Raw genomic sequence first — 24,386 nt, forward strand, 5'->3', positions numbered from 1 at the left:
ATAACATTAGGACTATTAAATAAATGTCAGTACCATAATCATTGCTGAATATTTATTTCTTTGTAATTCTTTCATATATTGCCGGATAATTGGCAACTGAATTTTTCCAGTTACGAACCTCTTCAACATAATGCCTTCCGGCAGCATGGAATTTCGGCCACTCTTCCCGCATTTCTATAAGATCACAGATTTTCTTTGCCAGTGCAATCGGACTGTCGGGCTCAAACAATATGCCGGTTTTACCGTCTTCAATCAGTTCCCGGTGACCGCCTATATCGGATGCCGCCACCAGCTTATGCTGTGCCATTGCCTCCAGCGGTTTAAGCGGGGTAACCAGATCCGTCAGCCGCATTTTTTTACGCGGATACACAAATATATCCACAAGATTATAATAATCCTGCACTTTATCATGGGGCACTCGGCCGGTAAAAATAACCCGGTCTCCCAGACATTTCTTTTCCGCCAATTCTTTTAAAGCCTTTTCCTGAGGACCCCCGCCAACCAATAGCAGGCAGGCATTTGGAATACGGATAATAATTGAATTCATCGCCCTGATCAGAATATCAAGCCCTTCATAATCATAAAAGGATCCGATAAAGCCAAGCACGGTCATCTCTTCAAGGCCGAGCTTTTCCTGTAAATCCTTATTTGCTTCATGCGGGCCGGAAAATTTGGTTATATCAACGGCATTGGGAATAAGGGTGATTTTATCGGCTTCAATGCCGCGGCTGATCAGATCCTGTTTTAGGCCGTCACAGATAGTGGTGATTGATGCCACATTTTTCACCACATAGGTTTCAAGCCACTTGGTGATATTATAGCGAAGGTCCCCTTCCCGTGTTGTGCCATGGCTGACGGCGGCATCTTCCCAGAAGGCACGGATTTCATAATGAACAGGGATATTATATTTACGACCGATTTTTAATGCCGCCAGTCCGTTCAGCACCGGCGAATGCGCGTGGATAATATCCACTTTTTCGCTTTTCACGATTTGTTCAATCCGGTTGCTTAAGGTTCTCACCACATTCCATTGATTAAGGACTGGAATTTTATTCAAAATCCAGCCACTGGGACGGGTCCGGTAAAATTCAAGACCGTCAACGGTTTCCTTATCCTGATATGGGGCAATATGCTTGATGCCTGTCACCTGCAGTGTTTCAAGGCCAAGTTTTCGTTGTTCAGATAAAATCTGAAAACTTCGGAATGTATAGCCGCTATGAAGCGGGATCGAATGATCAAAAACATGGAGTATCCGCATCAGTCAGCCTTTCTTTTAAATTCGTCAATCGTCCTGTCTATACAGGTTGACATAAGGTCCATTCCTCTTTGCCAGGTGTGATGGCTTAGAACTCTGGCCCTGCCGTTTTCTGAAAATTTTCTTTGGCGTTCAGGGTCGGCAAAAAGGCTCATAATTTCTTTTGCATAATCTTCCGGCTTTGTTGCCGCCAGAATATGTTCCCCCACTACCGCATCAACCCCGCGGGCAGCCAGATGGCTCGATACAACAGGAAGTCCCATGGCCATCCCTTCAAGTATTTTATTCTGTGTTCCGCGGGCTATAACCAGCGGGGCCACCATGACCTGACAGGATTGAACATGTTTTCTGATATCATCAACGGTCCCGGTCACCATCACGCCGGGTAGATCATTGAGGTTCAATACCGATTGCGGTGGTGCAGCACCAATCACTTTGAATGTAACATCCGGATATTGTTCACGAATAATTGGCAAGACATCATGACAGAAATTTATGATACAGACTTCGTTTGGATAATAATCCATCCGGCCGACAAAACAGATACTGTTTTTTTGATAGTCAACATCTATCGGTTTGAAAAATTCACTGTCTACACCGTTGGGGAAATATCCGCTGGCGACGCCCGTGCCATAACTGTCAAGGGTTTCCACCTCAAAATCGGTGGCACAGCTGCAAAGATCGAATTTTTTTGCCAGCCTTTTTTCGTCGGCTTCAAGTTTCCGTCCTTCAAGGGCAAAGCCGGCGCTAATCGGCCATTTCTTATAATCCACATAGGCAAGCCATTTCTGACTGTCCATATCACAGAAATCAAGCATTTTGGGTGTATCCGTGACATGCTCAACATATTGTGCGGCCGATGAGCTGAAGACGACAATAAGATCAAACTTTTGTGTTTCAAGAAGCTGGTTTACTTTTTTCTGTAGCGCGCCTGAATAAAAATATCCCATTGACGATGGATCGCTTGATAACAGCCGCGAAACCATCCTGATTTTCTGAATAAACTCATTAATTTCAACCAGAATAAAGTCATGACAATAGTCTTTAATTCCCTGGCAATCCGCCGTTTCCTCGGATGAGCGCGAAAGAGAGGCAACAGTCACCTGATGGCCCTGCTCATGCAGATATTTGACCATATTAAAAGATCTGATCTTATCACCACGGGTGGGCGGATATGGAAAACGATGACTTAAAAACAGTATTTTCAACGGGCTAACTCAATTTTTTATTATAAATGCATTTATCTAATATCAATTAGCGCAAATTTATTAATATTTTCCTTGTCTTTGGAACAATTTGACTATTTATCAACTGAACTAATAGGAATATTTACTGAACCGGGTCGATAAGCGTTTCACTATTCGCATTCGCCTGATTAAGACCCGCCATCACCAGATCAGATCTGGCCCCTGCTTTCGCTGCATTTTGATATGATTTAATGGCATCTTCCCTTCGGTCCTGTTCAAGAAAAAGCTTTCCTTCAAGTAAAAAGGCTTCTGCTCTGGTTGCAGGATCAAGTTTCAGCTGATTGACAACCAGCCGGCTTCCCTCATAATCGCCATCCGTTTTTGCCAGACTGATAAGTTCTATCTGTAGCGGCCAGATATCAGAAGCATATTTTAAACCGTCTATTAACAATGGACGGGCTTTTTCCGCTTCATCGCTCAAGCAGTAAGCGCGGGCAAGCATTACATATACATCGCCATCACGATTATTAAGTGAATTGGATTTTAATAAATTAACCCGTGCACCAACATATTCTTCAAGCATAAGCTCCGCTTTTCCAAAAACTTTATAGGAAAGCGGATTTTCAGGAAATTCCTGAACCATTTTCTGTCCCAACGATTTTGCTTTTTCAAAATTGCTTTCTTCAAAATAAAAATCAGCTAACGTTTCATGGACTGAGACCAGATCCGGTTTAGCAAGCGTTGCCGTGACCAGATAACGTTCTGCTGCAATCAGATCCCCGCTTCCCCTTGCCATTTCATAAAGCTGCTCATAAGCAGGAATATACCCCTCATCTTTTGCGAGAATATCATTAAGAGTTCTGACCGCTTCATTATTGTTTCCTGATTTCAGCTCCAGTTTTGCAAGATTGATGCGTCCCTGATTAAAATTATTATCAAGATCAATCGCCCGCCTGAAATTGCTTCTTGCCGCATCCAAATTGTTCATCGCCAGATAGCCAAGGCCAAGCAGGTTATAACCGATGGGACTGCTTCTGTCCTGATCGATCAGTGCTGCCGCATTTTCAATGGCTTCCTTATATTTTTCTTTTTTTAGATTTTGATATGTCTCTAAAATAAGCCCTTTATTGACCGACGGGTTCTTATTCATCATCGACTGGAGGTCGAGCTTGACCCCAAATTCCTCACCATTGTCAAATTCTTCAACCTGTCTGACCTGATCAGCACTAAGCCGGTCCATATTTTCAATTGAGGCACGTGACAGATATCTACTCGCCTTATCATCATCCCCGGCCAGCAGATAAGCATCCCCCAGCAACGTCAGGTCGGTAATATCCAGTTTCTTAATATCCGCCAGATAATCAAGCACCTCGACGGCCTGCTGATATTTTTGCTGTTGCATTAACGCGGCGCCAAGAATACGGCGGGCATTTACATGGTCCGGCTTAATTCTGATCAGACGGCTAAGTGCCTGTTCAGATTGAGAATAATTCCCCGTGGCATAGTCCAGCTTACCTTTAAGCAAAAGTCCTTCAACCGAATTGTTATAGGCATCACCGGCCCTGTTTAAATAACCGCTTGCCGTTCTGATATTATTACCTTCCGCAAACAGGGTTGCGATCATAAAATTGGCATATCCATCGTCCGGTTTTTGTGCGAGAATTTTTCTAAGCACTTTCATCGCATCATCTTTTTCCCCCAAATCATAGAGAACACCGGCCAGCTTTGCTTCAATTCCAATATCATCCGGCTTATAAAAATTAGCCCGGGCAAAATAACGATATGATGCGCCAGCCCCTTGCCGACGGTGAACCAACTCCCCCTTTAAGGCATAAAGATCAGCATTCAGTTCATCTTTTGCCAAAGCATTATCAACATTGATTTCCGCTTTTTCATATTCCCCTGCCATATTATAAAGCACGGCCAGCGGCTGGTTCAGCTCTAGCCTGTCTTCCTGAAGTATCGTATCAGCCCGATAAAAATTAACAAAAGCCTGCTTAAAATCACCCATCGCGTAATAGGCCTGCGCCCGCACCAGATATACCTCTCCGTATGTATCCGGGGCCGCCGCTTCAAACTGCACTTCATCTAAAATTTCCTGGTACCTGCCTAGGAGAAAATATGCTTTACCGAAATCGGCAAGGAGCAAGGATCTGTCGATACCAAGCGCTTCTGCCCGCATCAGTTCATTCAGGGCAATATCGCCACTTCCAAGCTTTATATATTGCCTTGCCATATCCTGATGCAATTCACCATTTTCCGGATTATCAAAAAGGGCCGACCATTTTTTATCGATCTGGGCAATGAGCGCATATCTTTCCAGTTCTTTTTTGGTTGGCTCGCGCGGGACATATTTTTCTTCTGCTTTTTCCGGGCTACCTTCCATATTTGGAACCGATACAACCGCCTGCTGCGCTTGGCTTGTAACGGCAATGGACATAAAGCCCAAACCCAAAATTGCAAAGATTTTATATCCCGCCTTCATGTTCACCTATACCCTCCGAAACCTGTTCATTTATCTATGTTTAAATCATATTGCTTGACTAATCCATAGAAGGTTGGCCGGCTGATGCCAAGAAGTCTTGCTGTTTCGCTGATATTTCCATTGGTCAAAGACAATGCTTTTAGCATTGCCGCCTTGTCATTTTTTTCTCTGATCTCTTTAAGGTTAAGCGTTTCAATATGGTCGTCACTATAATCAATCTCCAGATCATCCAGGGTGATTTTTTTACTATCGCTCATAATCACGGCCCGTTTTATCCTGTTTTCCAGTTCACGAACATTACCAGGCCAGTCGTATGACGCAATGGCCCGCGCCGCATCCTTATCAAAACTTTTTGCGCGTTTATCATAGGCACGGGAAAATTTATTCAGAAAATTTTGGGCAAGCAGCAACGCATCCCCGTCCCTGTCTTTAAGATCCGGAATATTCACAACAATTTCACTGAGCCGGTAAAATAAATCTTCGCGGAAGCGGCCGTCTGTAATCTGATCTTCCAGTCGTTGATGAGTGGCACTGATTACCCGCACATCAACCGGAATTTCCTTACGCCCGCCGATACGTTCAATCACGCGTTCCTGAAGAAAGCGGAGTAATTTTACCTGCAAAGGCAGCGGCAGATCACCAATCTCGTCAAGAAATAGAGTTCCCCCTTCTGCCAGCTCGATTTTTCCCTTTACCTGTTTCATCGCACCGGTAAAGGCTCCTTTTTCAAAACCAAATAGCTCGCTTTCAATCAGGTTTTCAGGAATTGCCCCGCAGTTTATGGCAATAAACGGCATATCTTTTCGTTCGCTCAGTTCATGCAGCGCCCGGGCCAGAAGCTCCTTACCCGTTCCGCTGCCTCCTAAAAGAAGGACCGAAACCGATGTCGGCGAAACACGCTCGATCACACTGCAAACCTGTTCCATCTGCTCCGATGCAGTGACCAGACCGGGTAAGCGGGTTGCCTCCTCCTTTTGCTGCAGTTTCTTATTTTCCTGCTCAAGATCATAAAGCCTGAAGGCCCGGTCAACGATAAAACCGATTTCATCCGCATCGACCGGTTTCTGATAAAAATCATAGGCACCTTCTGAAATCGCCCTTATCGCGCTTTCCCGCGCCCCATGGCCGGACGCAACGATAATTTTTGTGTCCGGATGCTGCAATAATATCTCATTTAATATGGCAAAACCTTCCGTTGTCCCGTCAGGGTCAGGTGGCAGACCAAGATCAAGCAACACCACCGCTGGCTGATATTTTTCAACAAGCGTCATCGCTGCCTGCCGTTCACCGGCAATCAGTGTTTCGAAATTTTCAAAATTCCATTTATACTGTCTTTGAAGCCCTTCATCGTCTTCGATTACCAGTAATATCCGTTTTTTTTCAGTAATTTTTTATTCCTTTTTTAAATAGATCGTTACCAGCGTACCAGTCCCGGGTTTACTTTTTACTTCCATCCGCCCGGACATGTTTTGAATTAACTGTCGGCTCTCATAGGCGCCAATGCCATAGCCACCCTCTTTTAATGACCTAAATGGTCTGAACAGCTCGTTTCGAATAAATTCCTTATCCATTCCTGTACCGCTGTCCGCCACTTTTATCATCACGTAATTTTTATCCTGGACAAGTGATATTTCAACTGGTTTCTGATCCTCACTGGCATCCAGGGCATTTTGAATAATATGCATCAAAACCGTTTCAAGATCATCCTGATTGCTTAAAGCGGAATATGTATCCTCCATCCCATTAAGGGTAACGTTATGTCCCGCTGTTTTGAATGTCTCTACACTTGCCGTGATCACTGGCTTTATATCAATAACGTCAAAATTTCTCGTTTTTGACGGCTCATTAACAATATTAATACGGGAAAGCAATTCATTCATCTTTTCAACAGTGTTTTTGACTGTAAGCTTCATATCCTTTTGAAATTCGGGGTTATCCCCGTGTTTGTCCGCATTACGTTGAAGCAATGAAAGCTGGCTTGCCATATTCTTAATATCATGGATCACGAAAGCAAATTTTCGGTTAAATGCATCAAATTCACTGGCAATTGATAACGCTTTTAATGTTTCCTGTTCCGCCAGATAACTGGCGATCTGAAGGCTGACAGTTTTTAGAATATCTATGGTTTCCCAGTTCAGTTCCCGTGCCGCTCTTGGCTGATAAATGATTATGAAACCGATCATCCGGTTATGATGAATCAGCGGGACCAGAAGCCAGAAATCAGGATTTTGCGATATCCATTGCGGAATTATTATATCGGTTTCTGGAATTTTTCCGCCTTCAATATCATTCAGATCAACGACCCAGTGATTTTTTTCAATATAGTTTACAAACGGATCTTCAATCTGCAGTTCCTCATCAATTTCCCGTCTGAAATTCCACATGGCAATCTGGCTGTAACTGTCCGGCTTTTCTAGATACCAGAGCGAGCCACCCGGACTGTCCATAATATTGGCGACGGCCTTAATGGCCCGTTCCTGAATATTATAATGATCTTCTGACGCCGTCATCGTTTGAATGAAGCGCAGCCATTCTTCACGATAATCAAATTTATACATGAAAAAATATTTGTTCAGCAGCACCAGAATTGTTGATCTGATCCTGCCGGAGTAAATAATCACGACAAACCCGATAAAGGCCGCAAAAATAAAGCTGACCTGAAGAATTTTTCCCCAGTCACCGCCAAAGCTCCGGATATAATATCCCAGTACGGAAATCGACATCAGATAGGCAATGCCCGCTATCAGGGAAACCATATGAAAGGCGGCTTTACGGGAAAGACTTACCCCGACAGACCAGTTTGCCCGTCTGGAAATGGCCACTGCCATAAGCGGTACGACTATTATATTGACCACACCGCGCGCCTGGAAAAGATCCGGATCAATCAGGGCATATAGCACAGAATCACTGTAAAGCAGGAAATTAAAGGCATATATTGATCCCAGCCCCAGACAGAAAAAGCGCACGCCCCAGCGGTTCTCACTGGCAATATTTCGATATAAATTTTCAACCAGCAGCAAAATGGAAAATGAAACGAGTAATTTATTAAATAACGGCAATCTGCCGATCATACTGCGGTCTATTATACCCCATTGGGAAGCAAAATTGGCGCCTTCAATAATAAAACCGATAATGATAAAAACGGCTATTATCGTCCCAGCCCTATTACTGTAAGTTTGGTTGCCCTGCGAATTCCAGATATGACGCAAGTGGTTATAAAGGAACAGCGCCCATAACACCCCTTTTAGCCAGTCAGCAAAAGGGATCAGATAAGACAGTGTTAATAAGGCTATATTGGTGGTATAGGCTCCGGCAACAGCATCAATGACATGGATAAATCCCCAGAGAATACTTGCCAGAACTGCAACTGACAGCCAGATATTTTCCTCTTTATACTGTTTCTTATCAATAAGAAGCCCAAACAGAACGGCATAGGCCATTGCTGCCAATCCATAAGTCATAAAACTGATGTTAAGAGCTAAACTCCCCACTTATATTACCTAACCCCATCGGGCCATAACACTACGCGGATTGTCTGAACCAGGATGAGCAAATCAAGAAATATTGAATAATTTTTAATGTAATAAAGATCATACTCCAGTTTGCGACGGCTGTCTTCCTCTGATGCACCGTAAGGGTAATTAAGCTGCGCCCAGCCTGTAATCCCCGGTTTTACAGTATGACGTTTATCAAACATTGGAATTTTCTGTGTTAACTGTTCAACAAAATAGGGGCGCTCCGGTCTTGGGCCAACAAAGCTCATATCACCGCGCAACACATTGAAAATCTGCGGAATTTCATCAATTCGGGTTTTTCTGATAAATTTACCGACGAGTGTAACCCTGGCATCATTTTTCTGCGCCCATTGCGGTACGCCGTCCGCCTCGGCATTTTGGGTCATGCTACGGAATTTGAGTACATCAAAATTTTTACCCATCAGTCCCGTCCGTTCCTGACGGTAAAAGACAGGACCCTTGCTTGTCAGTTTCACAGCGAGCGCCGTAATAATTAAAAGCGGCATACTGACAATAAGCAATGTGGCACTGGCAAGAACATCAAACAATCTTTTTACAAACAGATCACGTTTTTTGGTGTTATCAAAGCCATCAGAAAAGATCATCCAGCTCGGATTAAACATCGCCAGATTAAGGGCACCAACCTGCCGTTCAATAAAGCTTGCCGCTTCGGAAATATAGGTGCCGTTTATTTTACAGGCAAGGAGGTCACTAACCGGAAGTGTACCGCGCCTTTCTTCAATAGCAACAACAATTTCCTGACAGGCTCTCTTCTCCACCAGTCCTTCTAGGCTTTCAATATCTTTGTAATTTATTGCATCTTCTATTTCATTTTCATTTTCACCCATCCTTAGAAAGGCAATAAATTTCACATTTGAAGTTGATTTATCATCGCTTTCAAGTACACGTTTTGCCCTTTTTCCAGCACCAAGAACAATAACCCTGGTTTCAATACTTTCATGATCGACAAAATGTAAGAAGAAAAACCGTACACTGATCAGCATCAGATAGGTCAGAATGATTGCGTAAACCGAAACACTTCGCCAGATATCAATGTTAGGAAACATATAAAGTGCAATTGATATGGCAAAAAAGGACAGAATCATGCTGACCGACAATCGAACCGCCGAAATTCTTATATCCCGACAGGTTTCCAGCCGGTAAAGACCGGTCGCCAGCAAAACAAGATAAACAATAACAACATAAAATATCTTTTCAGCCGTATAATCATTAAATCCCGGTACCGGATCACCAATCTGATCGAACCTGATCGCCAGTGCCAGCCAGATAACGAGATACAGCATAATGCATTCAATTGCTGCAAGATAAAGTATTGATTTTGGGATATAATGTTTAAAAATTCTAATCATTGAAATATATTTGAACAGTATTTTTCACTTGAAACGATCTGCTGGATGATCAATTCAGATATACTATTTTATTCCCTTTCTTATTAAATTGAATAAATCAGCATTAATTTTAAAAAAAATTTCATTTGATTCGTTCATTATTCAATTTAACCTGTTGTTATTATTTAGTTATAAACTATGGAAAATTATCACAGCTTTGTGAAAAAACTGTTAAGCGCCCTTACATAAATAAATATTTGAATTAAAACAACTGTCCGTCATTAATAATGAATTAAATTTATCGCTATATAAAATAGGACTAATTTATAAAAAGGCATAAAAGGCAAAATTAAAGTCATGACAAACAGAAAAATAACGCCCGTAATATTATCCGGTGGCTCAGGTACCCGTCTGTGGCCGGTTTCCCGTTCCCTTTATCCAAAACAACTGCTGCCACTGGTCAGTGAACAGACAATGATTCAGGATACGGTTTTAAGGGTAAAAAATCCTGACCATTTTAATCAGCCGCTTTTTATTGCCAATGAAGAACATCGCTTTATCATCGCCGAGCAACTCAGAAAAATCGGCTTTGAAGATGCGAAAATAATTCTTGAACCGGAGGGCCGCAATACTGCCCCCGCTGCCGCACTTGCCGCCCTGCATATTCAGATGACGGACCCCGCCGGGCTGATGCTTATTATGCCATCAGATCATGTAATCGCCCATGAAGAAGCTTTTCAAATTGCCCTGAATATTGCCAGGAAAGCTGCTGAAGAAGAAAAAATGCTTACCACCTTCGGCATAGTTCCTGACAAGCCGGAAACCGGATATGGATATATAAAATGCGGTGACAATCTGGAAAGCGTATATGGTTGTAATTTGGTTGATAAATTTGTTGAAAAACCTGATCTGAAAACGGCAAATGAATATTTAAATGCTGGCGGTTATTACTGGAACAGTGGCATCTTTCTTTTCCCTGTCGCCCAGTATCTGGATATTCTGGCGTCTCACGAGCCGGAAATGCTTATAGCCTGTAAAAAAGCCATTGAAGGCGCTAAAAATGACATGACCTTTATCCGCCCGGATAAGGAAAGCTTCCTGAAATGTCCTTCAAATTCAATTGACTATGCCGTCATGGAAAAAACCGATCAGGCCGCTGTGGTTCCCGTTGACATGGGCTGGAATGATGTCGGGTCATGGAATGCGCTTTGGGATATTTCCGAAAAGGATAAGGACGGCAACGTCATTAGCGGCGATGTCATTTCCCATGAAAGCAAAAACTGCCTCTTAAAAACGGATGGGCCGGCCCTGGCCAGCGTTGGTCTTGAAAATCTAATTGTCGTGGCGACAAAAGATGCGGTTCTGGTTTGTGATAAACATAAAACCCAGGACGTAAAAGCCATTGTTGATAAGTTAAAAGCAAGCGGACGGGCGGAACATATCAGTCACACAGTTGTTTACCGCCCCTGGGGATCATACCAGACGTCCGATGCTGATGACCGCTTCCAGGTTAAAAGACTCGTTGTTAACCCGGGTCAGATTTTATCGCTGCAGATGCATCATCACCGTGCAGAACACTGGGTTGTGGTTAAGGGGACTGCCGAAGTCACCATTAATGACAAGGTCTCGACTTTAAGTGAAAATGAAAGCTGCTATATTCCAATCGGCGCAACACACAGGCTTAAAAATCCGGGGAAAATTCCGCTATTCATTGTTGAGGTGCAGTCAGGCTCCTATCTTGGTGAAGATGACATTGTCCGCTTTGAAGACACATACGGACGCTCATAATAATCAACCTGTTAACGATATTAAGTTGAAAAATATCCCCTATATTGTCTAAACTGATTTTTATAAATCAAACAAAATATAGGGGAGAGTTTATGATCAGAAACTTTTTAATTACAGCCTGTGTCGGTGCACTTATTTCCGCCCCGTCATTTGCCCAAAGCTGCAAGGACGCTGATATCGTTCTTAAAAACGGGGCTGTCTATACGGTCGATGAAAATAATCCATCCGCAGAAGCCGTCGCCATACTGGGCAATAAAATTATTTATGTCGGGGATAATATCGGCGTAGAGCGTTATGCCTGCGGTGATGCCAATGTCATTGATCTCGCTGGGAAGGCCGTTTACCCGGGCCTGATTGATGCTCACGGCCATTTAAATGGTGTCGGCTTTCGCGAAACGAGCCTGAACCTGCAAGGCATTAACAGTCTCGCGGATATGCTGGCGAAGGTTAAGGAATATGCCGATGCCAATCCGCATATGGCGTGGATTAACGGACGTGGCTGGATTGAAAAGGTCTGGCCGGAAAACCGCTTCCCAACCCGGCAGGAACTGGACGCCATCGTCCCTGACCGCCCTGTTTATCTGACACGCGCGGACGGCCATGCCGCCGTCATCAATACCGTCACGATGAATCTTGCAAAAATTACCGGCAAAACGGTTGCCCCCAAAGGCGGCGCCATCAACCTTGATGAAAATGGTGAGCCGACAGGCATGCTGATTGATAAGGCAAAAGACCTTGTTACACCGCTGATCCCGCCGGTAACGCGTGAAGAAAACAAGGAAGCCTTCCGTGTCGCGACAGAGCGGGATGTGCGCCTCGGCTGGACCGGATTTCATAATGCTGGCGGCACTTATGATGATTTCGTCCAGATGAAGGAGCTTCATGCAGAAGGAAAACTGAAGCATAGGGTTTATGATGCTGTTCGCCCGATGCTCTATCCGGAAGACGCGGAAAAAGTTTATCAGTCAAGTGGGGAAATTGATCCCGGACATTATGTGACATTACGCCAGTTTAAAATCACTGTTGACGGGGCCCTTGGCTCCCGCGGGGCCGGTTTTATTGAACCCTATGCCGATTATGATACCGTTGGGCTGGTCAGATATAATGAGAATGACCTTAAACCGATATTGGTTCGCGCCCTAAAAACCGGCATCCAGATTCAGATCCATGCCATTGGTGATGCGGCGAACCGCATGGTGCTAAACGCGTATGAACAGGCGTTAAATGAAGTGCCCAAATCACAGCGTAAAGTGATCAATCCGCGCTGGCGCATTGAACACGCGCAAAATGTTCAGCCGGAAGATGTTGACCGCTTCATTGATCTGGATATTTTACCATCCATGCAGCCGAGCCATGCCATTGGCGATCTTCACTTTGCCGGTCAGCGTCTTGGCATTCCGAGGCTTGCCAATGCCTATTTATGGCGCACATTCATTGATAAAGGCACTATTATCCCGGGCGGCACCGACCAGCCGGTAGAAATTGGCGATCCGCGTATTGAATTTTATGCCGCCATAACCAGAAAGGATCTTGACGGATTTTCCGGTGAAGGATGGCATCCCGAACTGGCTGTCAGCCGCGAGGAAGCCTTAAAAATGTTTACAATCTGGGCCGCTACAGCGGCATTTCAGGAAGATGTTCTGGGCTCAATCGAGGTCGGTAAGCTTGCCGATTTCAGTATTTTTGATAAAGACCTGATGACCATCCCTCCTGAAGAAATCATGTCATCAAATAATGTCATGACCATTGTTGATGGTAAGATCGTTTACCAAAAATAAAACAAATGAAATAAAAATTTAATCAGGCCGCTGAATTTATTCAGCGGCCTTTTTATTTAGCACCTAAATTTTTTGCTTGTAATATTATTATTCCAATTGTACCCTTACTACAACTGGTACATATATTTTTTTATGAGCACTCAGGAAATGGAAATAACAATCGATACAGAAAGCGACATACCGCTTTTTTCCCAGCTGGTAGACCAGATTAAAGGGGCTGTTCAAATTGGAATTCTATCCCCTGACGACCCTTTGCCTTCCATAAGGCAGCTCGCCAATGACCTTGACCTGAATAACAAAACCGTTGCCAAAGCCTACCGCATGCTGGAACGGGACAAGGTTGTCAGAACCAAAGGGTATCGCGGCACTTATATCCATGCCGATGCACGGAAAAACTGCACCAGAGATTTAAACAGCTGGATTTTAACAGAAATAAGTCAAGTTATTGAAAAACTTAAAGATTCCGGGGCAACAGACAGTGAAATCAGGATTGCCTTTGCCGATGTCATGAACAACAGAAACCAGGACTAAAAAGATGAATATATCTATTTTATTAAATTTTGTGATTATAAGTCAGCTATTTTTACTGTCCTATTATTATCCTCGGAAAATTATAGACCGTATCCATTATATGCTGACCCATTACCCGGCATCTGATTATCCAAAATTATATCCGGGAAACAATAAAATGGAAAAGGCCGGAAAAAGCCTTCGAATATTTAAATTAATTTCATGGTCCACTCTTACCCTGGGCATTATATTACTGCTAATTGCCAACATCACCCATACCGAAATAAAGGACAGTATGGTGGTAATTTTTGGACTTATTCAGTTTATTCCCTTCGCATTACTCGAAAAGGCAGAATTAAATCATTATCGATTAATGAGGACGGAAAACCAGAACAGGATTAGAAGTGCCGATCTGAAAAGGCGACGCTATTTTGACTATATTTCCCCAACAGTTTTAATCACAGCCGTCATTACATTTCTGTGTTTTATTGCTTTCAGTTTCTACCGGATTATTTTAAATCAGACCTTTATGAGTGACGGTGTGATATCGCTGACTGCAATTTTACTTATGCACTTATATTTTGCCACATTGGTTGTCTGGGTTATGTATGGAAAAAAAATTAACCCACTTCAAACGGCGAAGGACAGGGAAATTTATATAGGGTCTGTAATCAGAATGACCGTCTATGTCAGTATTGCCGCCAATTGCTTTATGCTAATTTATGGATTGCTTCAACTCTATCAGCTGGACCCATGGAAGCCCGTTGCCTTAAGCCTATATTTTCAGCTTTGTATATATCTTGGGCTTGGTACAATGCTGAGAACAAATAAAATTGAACATATAAATTTTGAAGTTTACCGGGAAAATAAAATAACTATCTGATAAAAACTTAACCCCTAAAACATTAAAAATTCTGGAAAACTTATATAATTTCATGAAAAACCCATTGATATTTGCTGTCAATCGGGCCTATCCTGCTTGGGACAAAATATCACAAAATTCTATGAGGAAATAAGAATGATAAAAAATTTACTACTCGCTACAGCTGCGGTCGGTCTGCTTGCCGCCTGTACGGCAAAAGAGCCGGAAGGCGAACAAAACAGTAAAACCAACATGGCTGCTGCCTGTACCCCGGCCGATATCGTGCTGACCAACGGGACCATTTATACTGTCAATGACAATAACCCAACCGCCGAAGCCATCGCCATCAAAGATCATAAATTCATTTATGTCGGCGACAATGATGGCGCCGGACGCTATGCCTGTGGTGATGCCAATGTCATCGACCTTGCCGGTAAGGCCGTTTATCCGGGACTGATTGAAAGTCACGGCCACCTTGCCGGTGTCGGTTTCCGTGCTGTAAGCCTGAACCTTCAGGGCATTGACAGTCTTGCTGAAATGCTGGCCGCGGTTAAAAAATACGCGAATGAAAACCCGGATCAGCAATGGATCAACGGCCGTGGCTGGATTGAAAAAGTCTGGCCGGAAAAACGTTTCCCGAACCGTCAGGATCTCGACGCCATTGTCCCTGACCGCCCGGTAACACTGCGCCGTGCAGATGGTCATGCGCTCGTTGCCAACACGAAAGCCCTGGAAGCTGCCGGCATCACCGGAAAAACTGATAACCCGGTCGGTGGCCATATCAACCTTGATGAAAATGGTGAACCAACCGGTATGCTGATTGACACCGCTATGGGATATATGCGCGGACTTATACCTAGCCCTACTCTTGCCGAAACAAAAGCAGCCCTTCAGGCGGGTACCGAAAGAAACGTATCACTCGGCTGGACCAATTTCCAGGATGCCGGAAGTTCCTATGAAACATTCGGATTAATGAAAGAACTCCATAATGAAGGAAAACTTGCCCACAGGGTTTATGAAGCAATGGCCTTTGGCGAAGATTCAGAACGCCTGATTAAGGAAGGCGCACAAATTGATCCTGAAGACTATCTCACAGTCCGTGACATTAAAGTTGTGATGGACGGGGCACTCGGTTCCCGTGGTGCTGCATTCATTGAACCTTATGCCGATTATGACACACGTGGCCTCATGCGCTACAAAGTCGATGAACTTGAGCCAATGTTAAAAGCGGCCCTGAAAGCCGGGATTCAGGTTGAGACCCATGCGATCGGCGATGATGCCAACCGTAAAGTTCTTGATGCCTATGAAATTGCCCTGAAAGCAGTTCCCAAATCCCAGCGTAAAGTAAATGATCCACGCTGGCGCATTGAGCATGCACAGAATGTACAGCCAAACGATGTGGACCGGTTCATTGATCTTGATATCATCCCATCAATGCAGGCATCCCATGCTATTGGCGATCTTCATTTTGCCGCTGACCGTCTGGGTATTCCACGTCTGGCCAATGCCTATCTATGGCGGACATTCATTGACAAGGGAACCATTGTTCCAGGCGGCTCTGACCAGCCGGTGGAAATTGGTGACCCGCGCATTGAATTTTATGCTGCAGTTGCCCGAAAAGATCTTGATGGCTATTCCGGTGAAGGATGGCATCCGGAACTTGCCGTTACACGCGAAGAAGCCTTAAAAATGTTGACCATCTGGGGTGCGATAGCCGCCTTCCAGGAAGACAGACTGGGATCAATTGAAGTTGGCAAATTTGCCGATGTCGCCGTCTTTGATAAAGACTGGATGAAAATTCCGCTAGACCAGATCATGTCATCACAAAACGTTTTGACCATTGTTCATGGCGACATAAAGTTCCAGAAATAGAATTATTTCAACAATCATCAAAAAGGCCGCTTTACACATGCGGCCTTTTTTTGTTGCATTAACCAAATAGTTAATATCCAGTGCTATATTTATATGTTAAATAAAGTAAAGAACCTATCCTCTAGACGGGGAACTTATTTGAATAATTTAAAGCGCTATATTCTATTGGCATTTTTTTGTCTGACGTCCCATTTTGTCCAGACCAGTTTCGCACAGGACCTTAATCTTACAAAGGAAGAAAATGAATGGATTGCTGAGCATCCGGTTATTCGCGCGGCTGGTACAACCGGATCGCCACCAATTGAATTTATGCGGGACGGTGAACCAACCGGTTTTTCCATAGATTATCTGAAGCTTGTTGCTGAAAAGGCCCATCTTAAACTTGAATTTATTAACGGCTATTCCTGGGCTGAGCAAATTGACAATATCAAAAACAGAAAAATTGATATTCTGCACAGTGTAAGTCCGACGCCAGACCGTTTTGATTTTATCAATTTCACAGATGCCTATGTAAATTTACCTTATGTCTATTTTGGGCGAATAGGATCGGACCGGATTAATATGGTCGAAGATCTGATTGGGAAAAAAATTGGTGTTATCGATGGCTGGTCTACAACAAATATTTACCGTAAAAATTATCCTGAGTTAAACTTATATCCGCAAAAGGATTCAATCGCGGGGCTTAATGCCGTCTCTGCCGGCCTGATTGATGTTTTTATCGTACAACTTCCCGTTGGAAATTATGTGATTAGCAAAAATTTTATTTCCGGTCTGGAAGTTGTCGGTCAGAAATTTGTCCCTGAAGATATTAAGGGGGAGAACCTGCATTTGGGCATCAGAAAAGACTGGCCCATTTTAGCAAACATTATCAAAAAAGCCGCAGCATCAATTTCAGTAAAGGAACTAACTGAAATTTCCAACCGATGGTTACTGGAATATAATTCACCCAAGGATTTAGGCTTAACACTTGATGAGTTAAAATGGCTTTCTGAAAATAAGGAAATTCGCGTCGTCGTGGATTCAGGTGCCGCACCCATTGATTTCATTGATCAAAACAAGAATATAAGTGGTATTGCCGGTGAATATCTTAAAATTATCGGCACAAAATTAGGGGTAAAATTTGTCTGGTCAGGCAACCAAAATCTTGACCAGGGGCTTAATATGATAAAAGAAGGAAAAGCTGAAATCGTCTCCGGCATTTCTTCAACCCCTAACAGACTTGAATATCTGAGCTTTTCTGAGCCCTATTACACAATCTCCAGCGTGATCTTTGGCCGTTCCGATGGCAAAATTTTTGATACAATCAATTCGCTTTCTGGCTATAAAGTGGCGACGGTTATGGGCTTTGCCATAAATGAATACCTTGAAAAGAATAATCCTGACGTAAAAATTGTCCAATTCAATAGCATTAGAGACGCCCTTCACGCGGTCAATGATGGGAAGGCGGATGCCTTTATCGGCAATATTCCTGTTGCCACCAGCATTATTACGAGCGACGGTCTGATACAGTTAACAGTGGTCGGGGAAACACCTATCAGGACGAATGTCAGCATTGCCACGACTAACAAACTCCCGCTGCTCGCAAGCGCCATTCAGAAAGCCCTTGCCTCAATTGATGAAAATGAGAGGACAGGAATTACCGGTAAATGGCTTACTTTTACAGTTGAAAAAGTGCTCAATTATAACCTGATATGGCAGATACTGGTTGTCGCAATTGCAATTATTTCCGTCTTTATTATCTGGAACCGTAGTCTGAGAAGAGAGATCAGCCGCAGAATAGACGTTGAGAAAGAGCTTAAATACTCAAGGGAACAGGTGAAACAGGCTCTGCTAGAAGCAGAAAAGGCAAATTCGGCTAAATCAGCCTTTCTGGCGAATATGTCGCACGAAATCAGAACGCCACTCAACGCAATAATCGGTTTTTCGGAAGTTATGACGTCGGGGCTTTTTGGCAAGATTGGCAACTCAAAATATCTTGAATATCTGGAGGATATTGAAAATAGCGGCAAGCACCTTGCTACTGTTATCAATGATATTCTGGACTTATCAAAAATTGATGCCGGTAAATGGCAGTTCTATGAAACAGAATTCAGGTTATCCAAGATTATCAATTTTTCTATGGAAATGTTCCGTGGGATTGCTGAAAAAAATGAGGTATCACTTAGCAGTGACATTATGCCTGAAATAAGCAACCTCACTATTCGTGGTGACGAAAACTGCTTAAAAAGAGTGATCATCAATCTTTTATCAAATGCCATTAAATTTACAAAACCCGGAGGATCTGTAACGTGCAAAGCCTTTTCTGATCCTGAAAATAACATTCATATTGAAATTAAGGATACAGGGATCGGCATCCTTCCGGAACGGATTGAACATGTCACAAAACCCTTTAACCAGGCCCATGAAAATGAACTTCTGAATGAAGAAGGCACAGGGCTCGGCCTTTCCATAGTTGACAATCTGATCAGTCTCCATGGCGGCCGATTTATCCTGACAAGTGAATATGGCGTTGGAACCACAGCAACCTTTATCATACCTTCAGTCAGAATTGTCAGCTTTGGACAATTTCATGAACTTAAAACTGGAAATAGATAAACGGTGCTTCCTTGGTTGATATGGCGACCAAGAAATAAAGTACACCGACGATCAACCCTGACTGAATGACAACAGGAATTCTGCAATAAAGCGTCTTCCAGCCATAAGTCCAGTTCAGTGGCGTATATTGAAGAATAAACGCCAGCACAAGGATTGCCCCGCCAACCATATTTATCGGCAGTGATGTGACTTCAAAATGCGTCATCGCTTTTGCATAATGAATGGCACTGTCAAGTGATCCACCACGGAAAAGAAGCCTTGAAAAGGCAACCACATTGAAAATCCAGAACCACTGTGCGGCAAGTCTTACGCCGTGATATTCTGGTTCAGAAATGCCTTCTGCTGCCCTTTTATTTCGTCTCCAGCGTTCAAGACCGACAAAAGTACCATGAAGGGCACCATAAAGAACGAAATTCCAGCCGGCTCCATGCCAGATACCAATCGCAACAAACGTTACCATCAGATTAAAGTAAACATTGCCATAGCGTGAGCCACCAATGCCGAAGAACAGATAATCCCGGAAAAATGAGGACATGGAAATATGCCAGCGCTGCCAGAAATTGGAGACACTGACCGCCTGATATGGTCTGTTAAAGTTTATCTGAAGCTCATAGCCAAGCGTTCTGGCAACCCCGCGGGCAATATCGGTATAACCGGAAAAATCCATATAGACCTGATAGCTGTATGCGTAAACGGCCACCAGCAAAAATAATGGTGAATAAAGTTCAGGATTTGCAAAAGCGGGATCAACAAAATGCACCGCAAGAACATCGGCAAAAGCGACCTTTTTAATAAAACCGCGGATCATCAGGGCAACCCCGGTTTCCATGGAATCCGGTTCTTCCTTATGATCATTTTTAAGCTGGGGCAGAAAATGAGACGCCCGGACAATCGGTCCGGCAACCAGCTGCGGGAAAAAGGCCACAAACAGCGCAAAGTCAGTGAAGCTTTCAACAGCTTCAGTCCTGCCCTTATAAATATCAAGCGTGTAACTGATACTTTGGAAGGTATAAAATGAAATACCTATTGGCAGGAGTACATTGAGCAACGGTATATTGACACTAAAGCCAAGCATGGTGAGCAGATCATTCATGCTGTCAATGAAGAAATTGGCATATTTGAAATAGGCCAGAATGGCTATACTGATAATAAGCGATAAAGCAAGCCAGCGTTTTTTAACACTGGAATCCTCAGCATTCTGGATTTTTGGGCCGATATAATAATTTATAAAGGTGATTGCCAGGATAAGACCGCCGAAACGCCAGTCCCAGCACATATAAAAGAAATAGCTGGCAACCAGCAAAAACAGTTTTCTGAGTTCCGGAAATTTACCAAGAACTATTCTTGCTCCGAATAATACAACAAGGAAGAAAGTAAGAAACTGGAATGACTGAAAAATCATTTTGCGCCTCCCTTGGCAAGCAGGTGATCCTTGTTTATTTCTTCAAGCATAAGATTGGCCACATAGTTCGATCCTTCAGCATTAAAGTGAATGGAATCGGCATAATACTGATGACCACCGGGGACCAGCTGGTCAAGCCTAAGGACAGGAATGCCATACCCTTTACTGATTTCCTCCATAATATCATTATGGCGGTCATAGACGTCATGAAGTCCCTCAATACTGAAACATCCGTCTTTTGATCTGGAAAAAGCTGATAACTCATACTGGTCTTCTTCTGACATATCCCGGGTATAGGCTCGGGGGTTCCTGACAACAAGCAAGGGTACCCCGGCATTCTGGATAGATTTTAAGACTGCCTCAAAATTATCGCGAAACGGTTTTTCATTTAAACTTTTCGGGTCTGTCGTCTGCTCGACTTCCGGTCTGAGCGCCCGAAGAATAGCCGTATTTTTAACAAGAAGTTCAATGGAAAGCACCCAACTCGGCAATGGAATATTCATCAGACCATGATTTTCCTGCGGCACACCGCCGTCATCACAGTAAAGAGAAACATTGTTAAAGCCGCTGTAAAACACCACCAGATCCAGATCAAGGGGTTCAAGCACTTTTTCAAAAAGCTGCTGCTGATCGGCAAAATAATATCCTGCAATTCCGCCGTTGATGACACTGATTTTCTTATCGGGAAACTGTGCCTGAAGATCAGCCTGCAGCCGGTAAGGAATGGTCTCTTCATTGACCGGGTTCAGCATTCCCATCACCGATGACGCACCAAGCATGGCAATGCGGATTTCATTATCCTGCTTTTTCGCCGAAATTTCCGGGCTTCTGAGCCCAAGTGAATTTGAACGCACCACCCTATAACCCTCATCAACGTCAATATTGGGTTGAATAAGCTTTAGCTGGTATTCGTCGTTGAAATAATAAATGCCGCCATCGTCTACTGTCTCAACCGGTGCGTCTTCATCACCTTTCATATAAGCCCGAAACTGTAACGCAGCTTCGGCCCCGCCCAGCAAAAAAATTGCCAGTATAAAAGATATCCAAACTTTACGGTTTCCACGCGAAGGAATTTTGTCTGACTGATCCAATTAATCCTGCCCTTATAAAATTTTTTTCTAATATAAACGCATATTATTAAAAAAATAATTAACTCAGACTTTTTGAAACAATCTCATAGACATGTTTTGAAAGGTTTTTCTGTTTTAATATTTCTTCCAGCGTTTCCACCATCAGTTTCTGTCTGTCTGCATCATAAGCTTTCCAACGTGTCAGCTGCTTTGCCAGCCCGGCCGCAATATGCGGGTTGAGCGGGTCAAGCGCTTTGATATTCCGTGCCAGAAATTGATACCCCCTGCCCGATTTATCATGGAAGGATACCTGATTAAGGGCACAAAAGACACTGATCAGTGACCGTACACGATTGGGCATTTTCAGATCAAAATCTGGATGACTGTTCAGAAATTCCACCCGGTCCAATACATCAATCCGCGATGATAACGCCTGGGCGCTGAACCATTTATCAAGCACAAGTTGATCATGGTGCCATTTATCATAAAATTTTGTGATCGCTTCTTCCCGGCCTTCAACATCGCTATCCACCAGATAGGTAAAGGCGGCGATTTCATCTGTCATATTTGTTGCTGTATGGAACTGTTCATTGCAGAGTGTCACGATATTCTGATCGGCAATTTCAATCAGATAGCCAAGCACCATATTTTTTAAACGCCGGCGCCCGGCAGCATTCGAACTATATTCGTATGGTTCGTTGGTCTGGCATTCATTATAAATACGAAGAAAATCATCTTTCAATGCCTTCGCCAGCGATCCGACAAGATGCTTTCTTGACAAATGAATACCATCAACATCAACCGGGCTCATCTGCTGCCCCAGCAACCCTTCTGCCGGCAGGCTCAACATTTCACCGATAAATGCACGGTCAATTTTTTTATCATTCAGCACCAGCCGCATGGCATTTATAAAGGACCCGTCAACCATTGGGGCGCGCCCCTCTTTCTGGTCCTCAATCATTTTCAGGATAATATCCGTTGATATTTCCTGCACCGCTTCCCAGCGGTTAAAACTGTCACTGTCATGGCCAATCAGAAAGATCTGTTCTTCACGGTTTAAGTTGCTTTTCAGTTTTACCGGCGCTGAAAACCCACGCAGCAGAGATGGTACAGGCTTCTCATTTATATTTTTAAAATAAAATGTCTGTCTGTCCTCTTTCAGGTTTATAAGCTCGGTTCCGCTTGAGAGCATTTCACGACCATCCTTATCAAGAAGTCCCAGTTCTATCGGAATATGCATTGGCTTTTTATTTTGTTGACCCGGCGTATCCGGCACAAACTGCGCAATTGTAAGCTCATAGCTTTTGGCCACTTCATCATATTTTCCGGCAGCAGTCAGTTCCGGTGTCCCCGCCTGACTGTACCATAGACGAAACTGACCAAGATCAACGCCTGAGCCATCCTCCATGGCACGGACAAAATCTTCGCATGTTACCGCCTGTCCGTCATGTCTTTCGAAATATAAATCTATGCCTTTTCTGTATTTTTCCGGTCCCAGAAGTCTATAGATCATCCTGATCACTTCCGAGCCTTTTTCATAAACGGTCATGGTATAGAAGTTATTGATTTCTATATAGGATTCCGGACGAACCGGATGGGCCATCGGTCCGCTATCCTCGGCAAACTGATGCTGGCGAAGGCTGCGCACTTCATCAATGCGGCAGACAGCACGGCTGCCCATATCGGCTGAAAACTCATGATCGCGGAACACGGTCAGACCTTCTTTAAGGCTTAACTGAAACCAGTCGCGGCAGGTAACCCTGTTTCCGGTCCAGTTATGAAAATATTCATGTGCGACTACTTTCTCAACAAAGGAAAAATCAGTATCAGTTGCCGTTTCCGCCTTGGCGAGAATGCATTTGGTATTAAAAATATTCAGGCTTTTATTTTCCATGGCACCCATATTGAAATGACTGACCGCCACGATATTAAAAATATCCAGATCATATTCCAGCCCGTAAACATCCTCGTCCCATTTCATGGATGCTTTCAGCGATTTCATGGCATGGGGACATTTATCCAGATCTTCTTTTTCCACATAAATCCGTAACGTGACATCAGTGCCACTTTTGGTGATAAAATGATCTTCCAGATAGTCCAGCTTCCCACCCACCAGGGCAAAAAGATAACATGGCTTTGGGAATGGATCGTGCCAGACCACGAAATGGCGGCCATTTTCTGCCTCACCCGCTTTAATCTGGTTTCCGTTTGAGAGAAGCACAGGATATTTATCCTTGTCCGCTTCAATCCGCACTTTATAAACCGCCATAACATCAGGACGGTCGATAAAATATGTAATGCGGCGAAAACCCTGTGCCTCACACTGGGTGCAGAACATACCGTTTGACATATAAAGCCCTTCAAGCGCCGTATTGGCGGCAGGGTCAATGTCATTGACAATGACCAGATCAAATTCATCCGGCACATTTTCAATTGTTAAATAGTCATCGTTAAGCGCGTATGGAACTTTTTTGCCATCAAGCTGAATGGAAACCAGCTTTAAATTTGAACCGTTAAGAACAAGCGGCGCATGAGCCGCCCCCTGGCGCTTCACTTGCATGCGTGACGTCACATGGGTCACATCATCATGAAGATCAAAATCAAGATCGACGGTTTCAATTAAAAAATCTGGTTTCTTATAATCGGCAAGATATTTGGTTTTTGGCGCATCTGATTTCGCCACAGTTTCTGACATACTTATTCTTTCTAAAACTTTAC

At 43.6% G+C, this 24,386-nt stretch carries 15 protein-coding genes; 6 read left to right on the forward strand and 9 right to left on the reverse strand.

Going from position 1 to position 24,386, the window contains the following annotated elements; all coding sequences use genetic code 11:
• Positions 1 to 52: 52 nt before the first annotated feature.
• The 6 genes from R3D86_11670 to R3D86_11695 form a co-directional block, all read right to left on the reverse strand.
• The gene (locus tag R3D86_11670; protein ID MEZ5758868.1) at positions 53 to 1,258 is read right to left on the reverse strand and encodes a glycosyltransferase, exosortase A system-associated; all 1,206 of its coding nucleotides are present in this window, start codon (positions 1,256 to 1,258) and stop codon (positions 53 to 55) included.
• A complete protein-coding gene (locus tag R3D86_11675) occupies positions 1,258 to 2,463 on the reverse strand; it encodes a TIGR03087 family PEP-CTERM/XrtA system glycosyltransferase (GenBank protein ID MEZ5758869.1) in 1,206 nt (401 codons plus the stop codon). Before R3D86_11675 ends, R3D86_11670 begins: the two co-directional genes overlap by 1 nt.
• 121 nt (positions 2,464 to 2,584) lie before the next feature.
• A complete protein-coding gene (locus tag R3D86_11680) occupies positions 2,585 to 4,927 on the reverse strand; it encodes a tetratricopeptide repeat protein (GenBank protein ID MEZ5758870.1) in 2,343 nt (780 codons plus the stop codon).
• Between the two features lie 26 nt (positions 4,928 to 4,953).
• Positions 4,954 to 6,315 (reverse strand): PEP-CTERM-box response regulator transcription factor, encoded by a 1,362-nt coding sequence (gene prsR / locus R3D86_11685; GenBank protein ID MEZ5758871.1) that lies wholly within the window; start codon positions 6,313 to 6,315, stop codon positions 4,954 to 4,956.
• A gap of 3 nt (positions 6,316 to 6,318) precedes the next feature.
• Positions 6,319 to 8,418, reverse strand: a complete 2,100-nt coding sequence (gene prsK / locus R3D86_11690) for a PEP-CTERM system histidine kinase PrsK (GenBank protein ID MEZ5758872.1) — start codon at positions 8,416 to 8,418, stop codon at positions 6,319 to 6,321.
• Between the two features lie 5 nt (positions 8,419 to 8,423).
• Positions 8,424 to 9,746, reverse strand: a complete 1,323-nt coding sequence (locus R3D86_11695) for a TIGR03013 family PEP-CTERM/XrtA system glycosyltransferase (GenBank protein MEZ5758873.1) — start codon at positions 9,744 to 9,746, stop codon at positions 8,424 to 8,426.
• A gap of 402 nt (positions 9,747 to 10,148) precedes the next feature.
• Between R3D86_11695 and R3D86_11700 the strand changes: the two genes are divergently transcribed.
• From R3D86_11700 to R3D86_11725, 6 genes are all read left to right on the forward strand, one after another.
• The gene (locus R3D86_11700) at positions 10,149 to 11,579 is read left to right on the forward strand and encodes a mannose-1-phosphate guanylyltransferase/mannose-6-phosphate isomerase (protein MEZ5758874.1); all 1,431 of its coding nucleotides are present in this window, start codon (positions 10,149 to 10,151) and stop codon (positions 11,577 to 11,579) included.
• Positions 11,580 to 11,671: 92 nt separating this feature from the next.
• Positions 11,672 to 13,357 carry an amidohydrolase gene (locus R3D86_11705; GenBank protein ID MEZ5758875.1) on the forward strand — a complete coding sequence of 562 codons (1,686 nt, stop codon included), beginning with the start codon at positions 11,672 to 11,674 and terminating at the stop codon, positions 13,355 to 13,357.
• A gap of 147 nt (positions 13,358 to 13,504) precedes the next feature.
• Entirely contained in the window at positions 13,505 to 13,888 is a 384-nt protein-coding gene (locus R3D86_11710) for a GntR family transcriptional regulator (GenBank protein MEZ5758876.1), read from the forward strand.
• Positions 13,889 to 14,045: 157 nt separating this feature from the next.
• Entirely contained in the window at positions 14,046 to 14,750 is a 705-nt protein-coding gene (locus tag R3D86_11715; protein ID MEZ5758877.1) for a hypothetical protein, read from the forward strand.
• Between the two features lie 135 nt (positions 14,751 to 14,885).
• On the forward strand, positions 14,886 to 16,601 hold the full coding sequence (locus R3D86_11720) for an amidohydrolase (protein ID MEZ5758878.1): 1,716 nt from the start codon (positions 14,886 to 14,888) through the stop codon (positions 16,599 to 16,601).
• 138 nt (positions 16,602 to 16,739) lie between these two features.
• On the forward strand, positions 16,740 to 19,196 hold the full coding sequence (locus tag R3D86_11725; GenBank protein MEZ5758879.1) for a transporter substrate-binding domain-containing protein: 2,457 nt from the start codon (positions 16,740 to 16,742) through the stop codon (positions 19,194 to 19,196).
• Here R3D86_11725 and R3D86_11730 read toward each other — a convergent pair.
• The 3 genes from R3D86_11730 to pepN are packed head-to-tail and all read right to left on the reverse strand — an operon-like array spanning position 19,177 to position 24,363.
• Positions 19,177 to 20,598, reverse strand: coding sequence for an MBOAT family O-acyltransferase (locus R3D86_11730; protein MEZ5758880.1), 1,422 nt, complete (start codon positions 20,596 to 20,598; stop codon positions 19,177 to 19,179). The genes R3D86_11725 and R3D86_11730 overlap by 20 nt on opposite strands.
• Positions 20,595 to 21,689, reverse strand: coding sequence for a GDSL-type esterase/lipase family protein (locus tag R3D86_11735; protein ID MEZ5758881.1), 1,095 nt, complete (start codon positions 21,687 to 21,689; stop codon positions 20,595 to 20,597). Before R3D86_11735 ends, R3D86_11730 begins: the two co-directional genes overlap by 4 nt.
• A 58-nt stretch (positions 21,690 to 21,747) precedes the next feature.
• Complete coding sequence (gene pepN / locus R3D86_11740) at positions 21,748 to 24,363, reverse strand: aminopeptidase N (protein MEZ5758882.1); 2,616 nt, start codon at positions 24,361 to 24,363, stop codon at positions 21,748 to 21,750.
• Between the last annotated feature and the right edge of the window lie 23 nt (positions 24,364 to 24,386).

The sequence above is a fragment of the Emcibacteraceae bacterium genome (assembly GCA_041396985.1).
Lineage (GTDB): Bacteria > Pseudomonadota > Alphaproteobacteria > Sphingomonadales > Emcibacteraceae > Pseudemcibacter.

Bases quoted from the DNA above. Each gene is read 5' to 3' on its own strand.
- pepN (MEZ5758882.1), bottom strand. From the start codon at position 24,363: ATGTCAGAAACTGTGGCGAAATCAGATGCGCCAAAAACCAAATATCTT.
- R3D86_11710 (MEZ5758876.1), top strand. From the start codon at position 13,505: ATGGAAATAACAATCGATACAGAAAGCGACATACCGCTTTTTTCCCAG.
- R3D86_11680 (MEZ5758870.1), bottom strand. From the start codon at position 4,927: ATGAAGGCGGGATATAAAATCTTTGCAATTTTGGGTTTGGGCTTTATG.
- R3D86_11700 (MEZ5758874.1), top strand. From the start codon at position 10,149: ATGACAAACAGAAAAATAACGCCCGTAATATTATCCGGTGGCTCAGGT.
- R3D86_11705 (MEZ5758875.1), top strand. From the start codon at position 11,672: ATGATCAGAAACTTTTTAATTACAGCCTGTGTCGGTGCACTTATTTCC.
- R3D86_11720 (MEZ5758878.1), top strand. From the start codon at position 14,886: ATGATAAAAAATTTACTACTCGCTACAGCTGCGGTCGGTCTGCTTGCC.
- R3D86_11730 (MEZ5758880.1), bottom strand. From the start codon at position 20,598: ATGATTTTTCAGTCATTCCAGTTTCTTACTTTCTTCCTTGTTGTATTA.
- R3D86_11695 (MEZ5758873.1), bottom strand. From the start codon at position 9,746: ATGCTGTATCTCGTTATCTGGCTGGCACTGGCGATCAGGTTCGATCAG.
- R3D86_11715 (MEZ5758877.1), top strand. From the start codon at position 14,046: ATGGAAAAGGCCGGAAAAAGCCTTCGAATATTTAAATTAATTTCATGG.
- R3D86_11670 (MEZ5758868.1), bottom strand. From the start codon at position 1,258: ATGCGGATACTCCATGTTTTTGATCATTCGATCCCGCTTCATAGCGGC.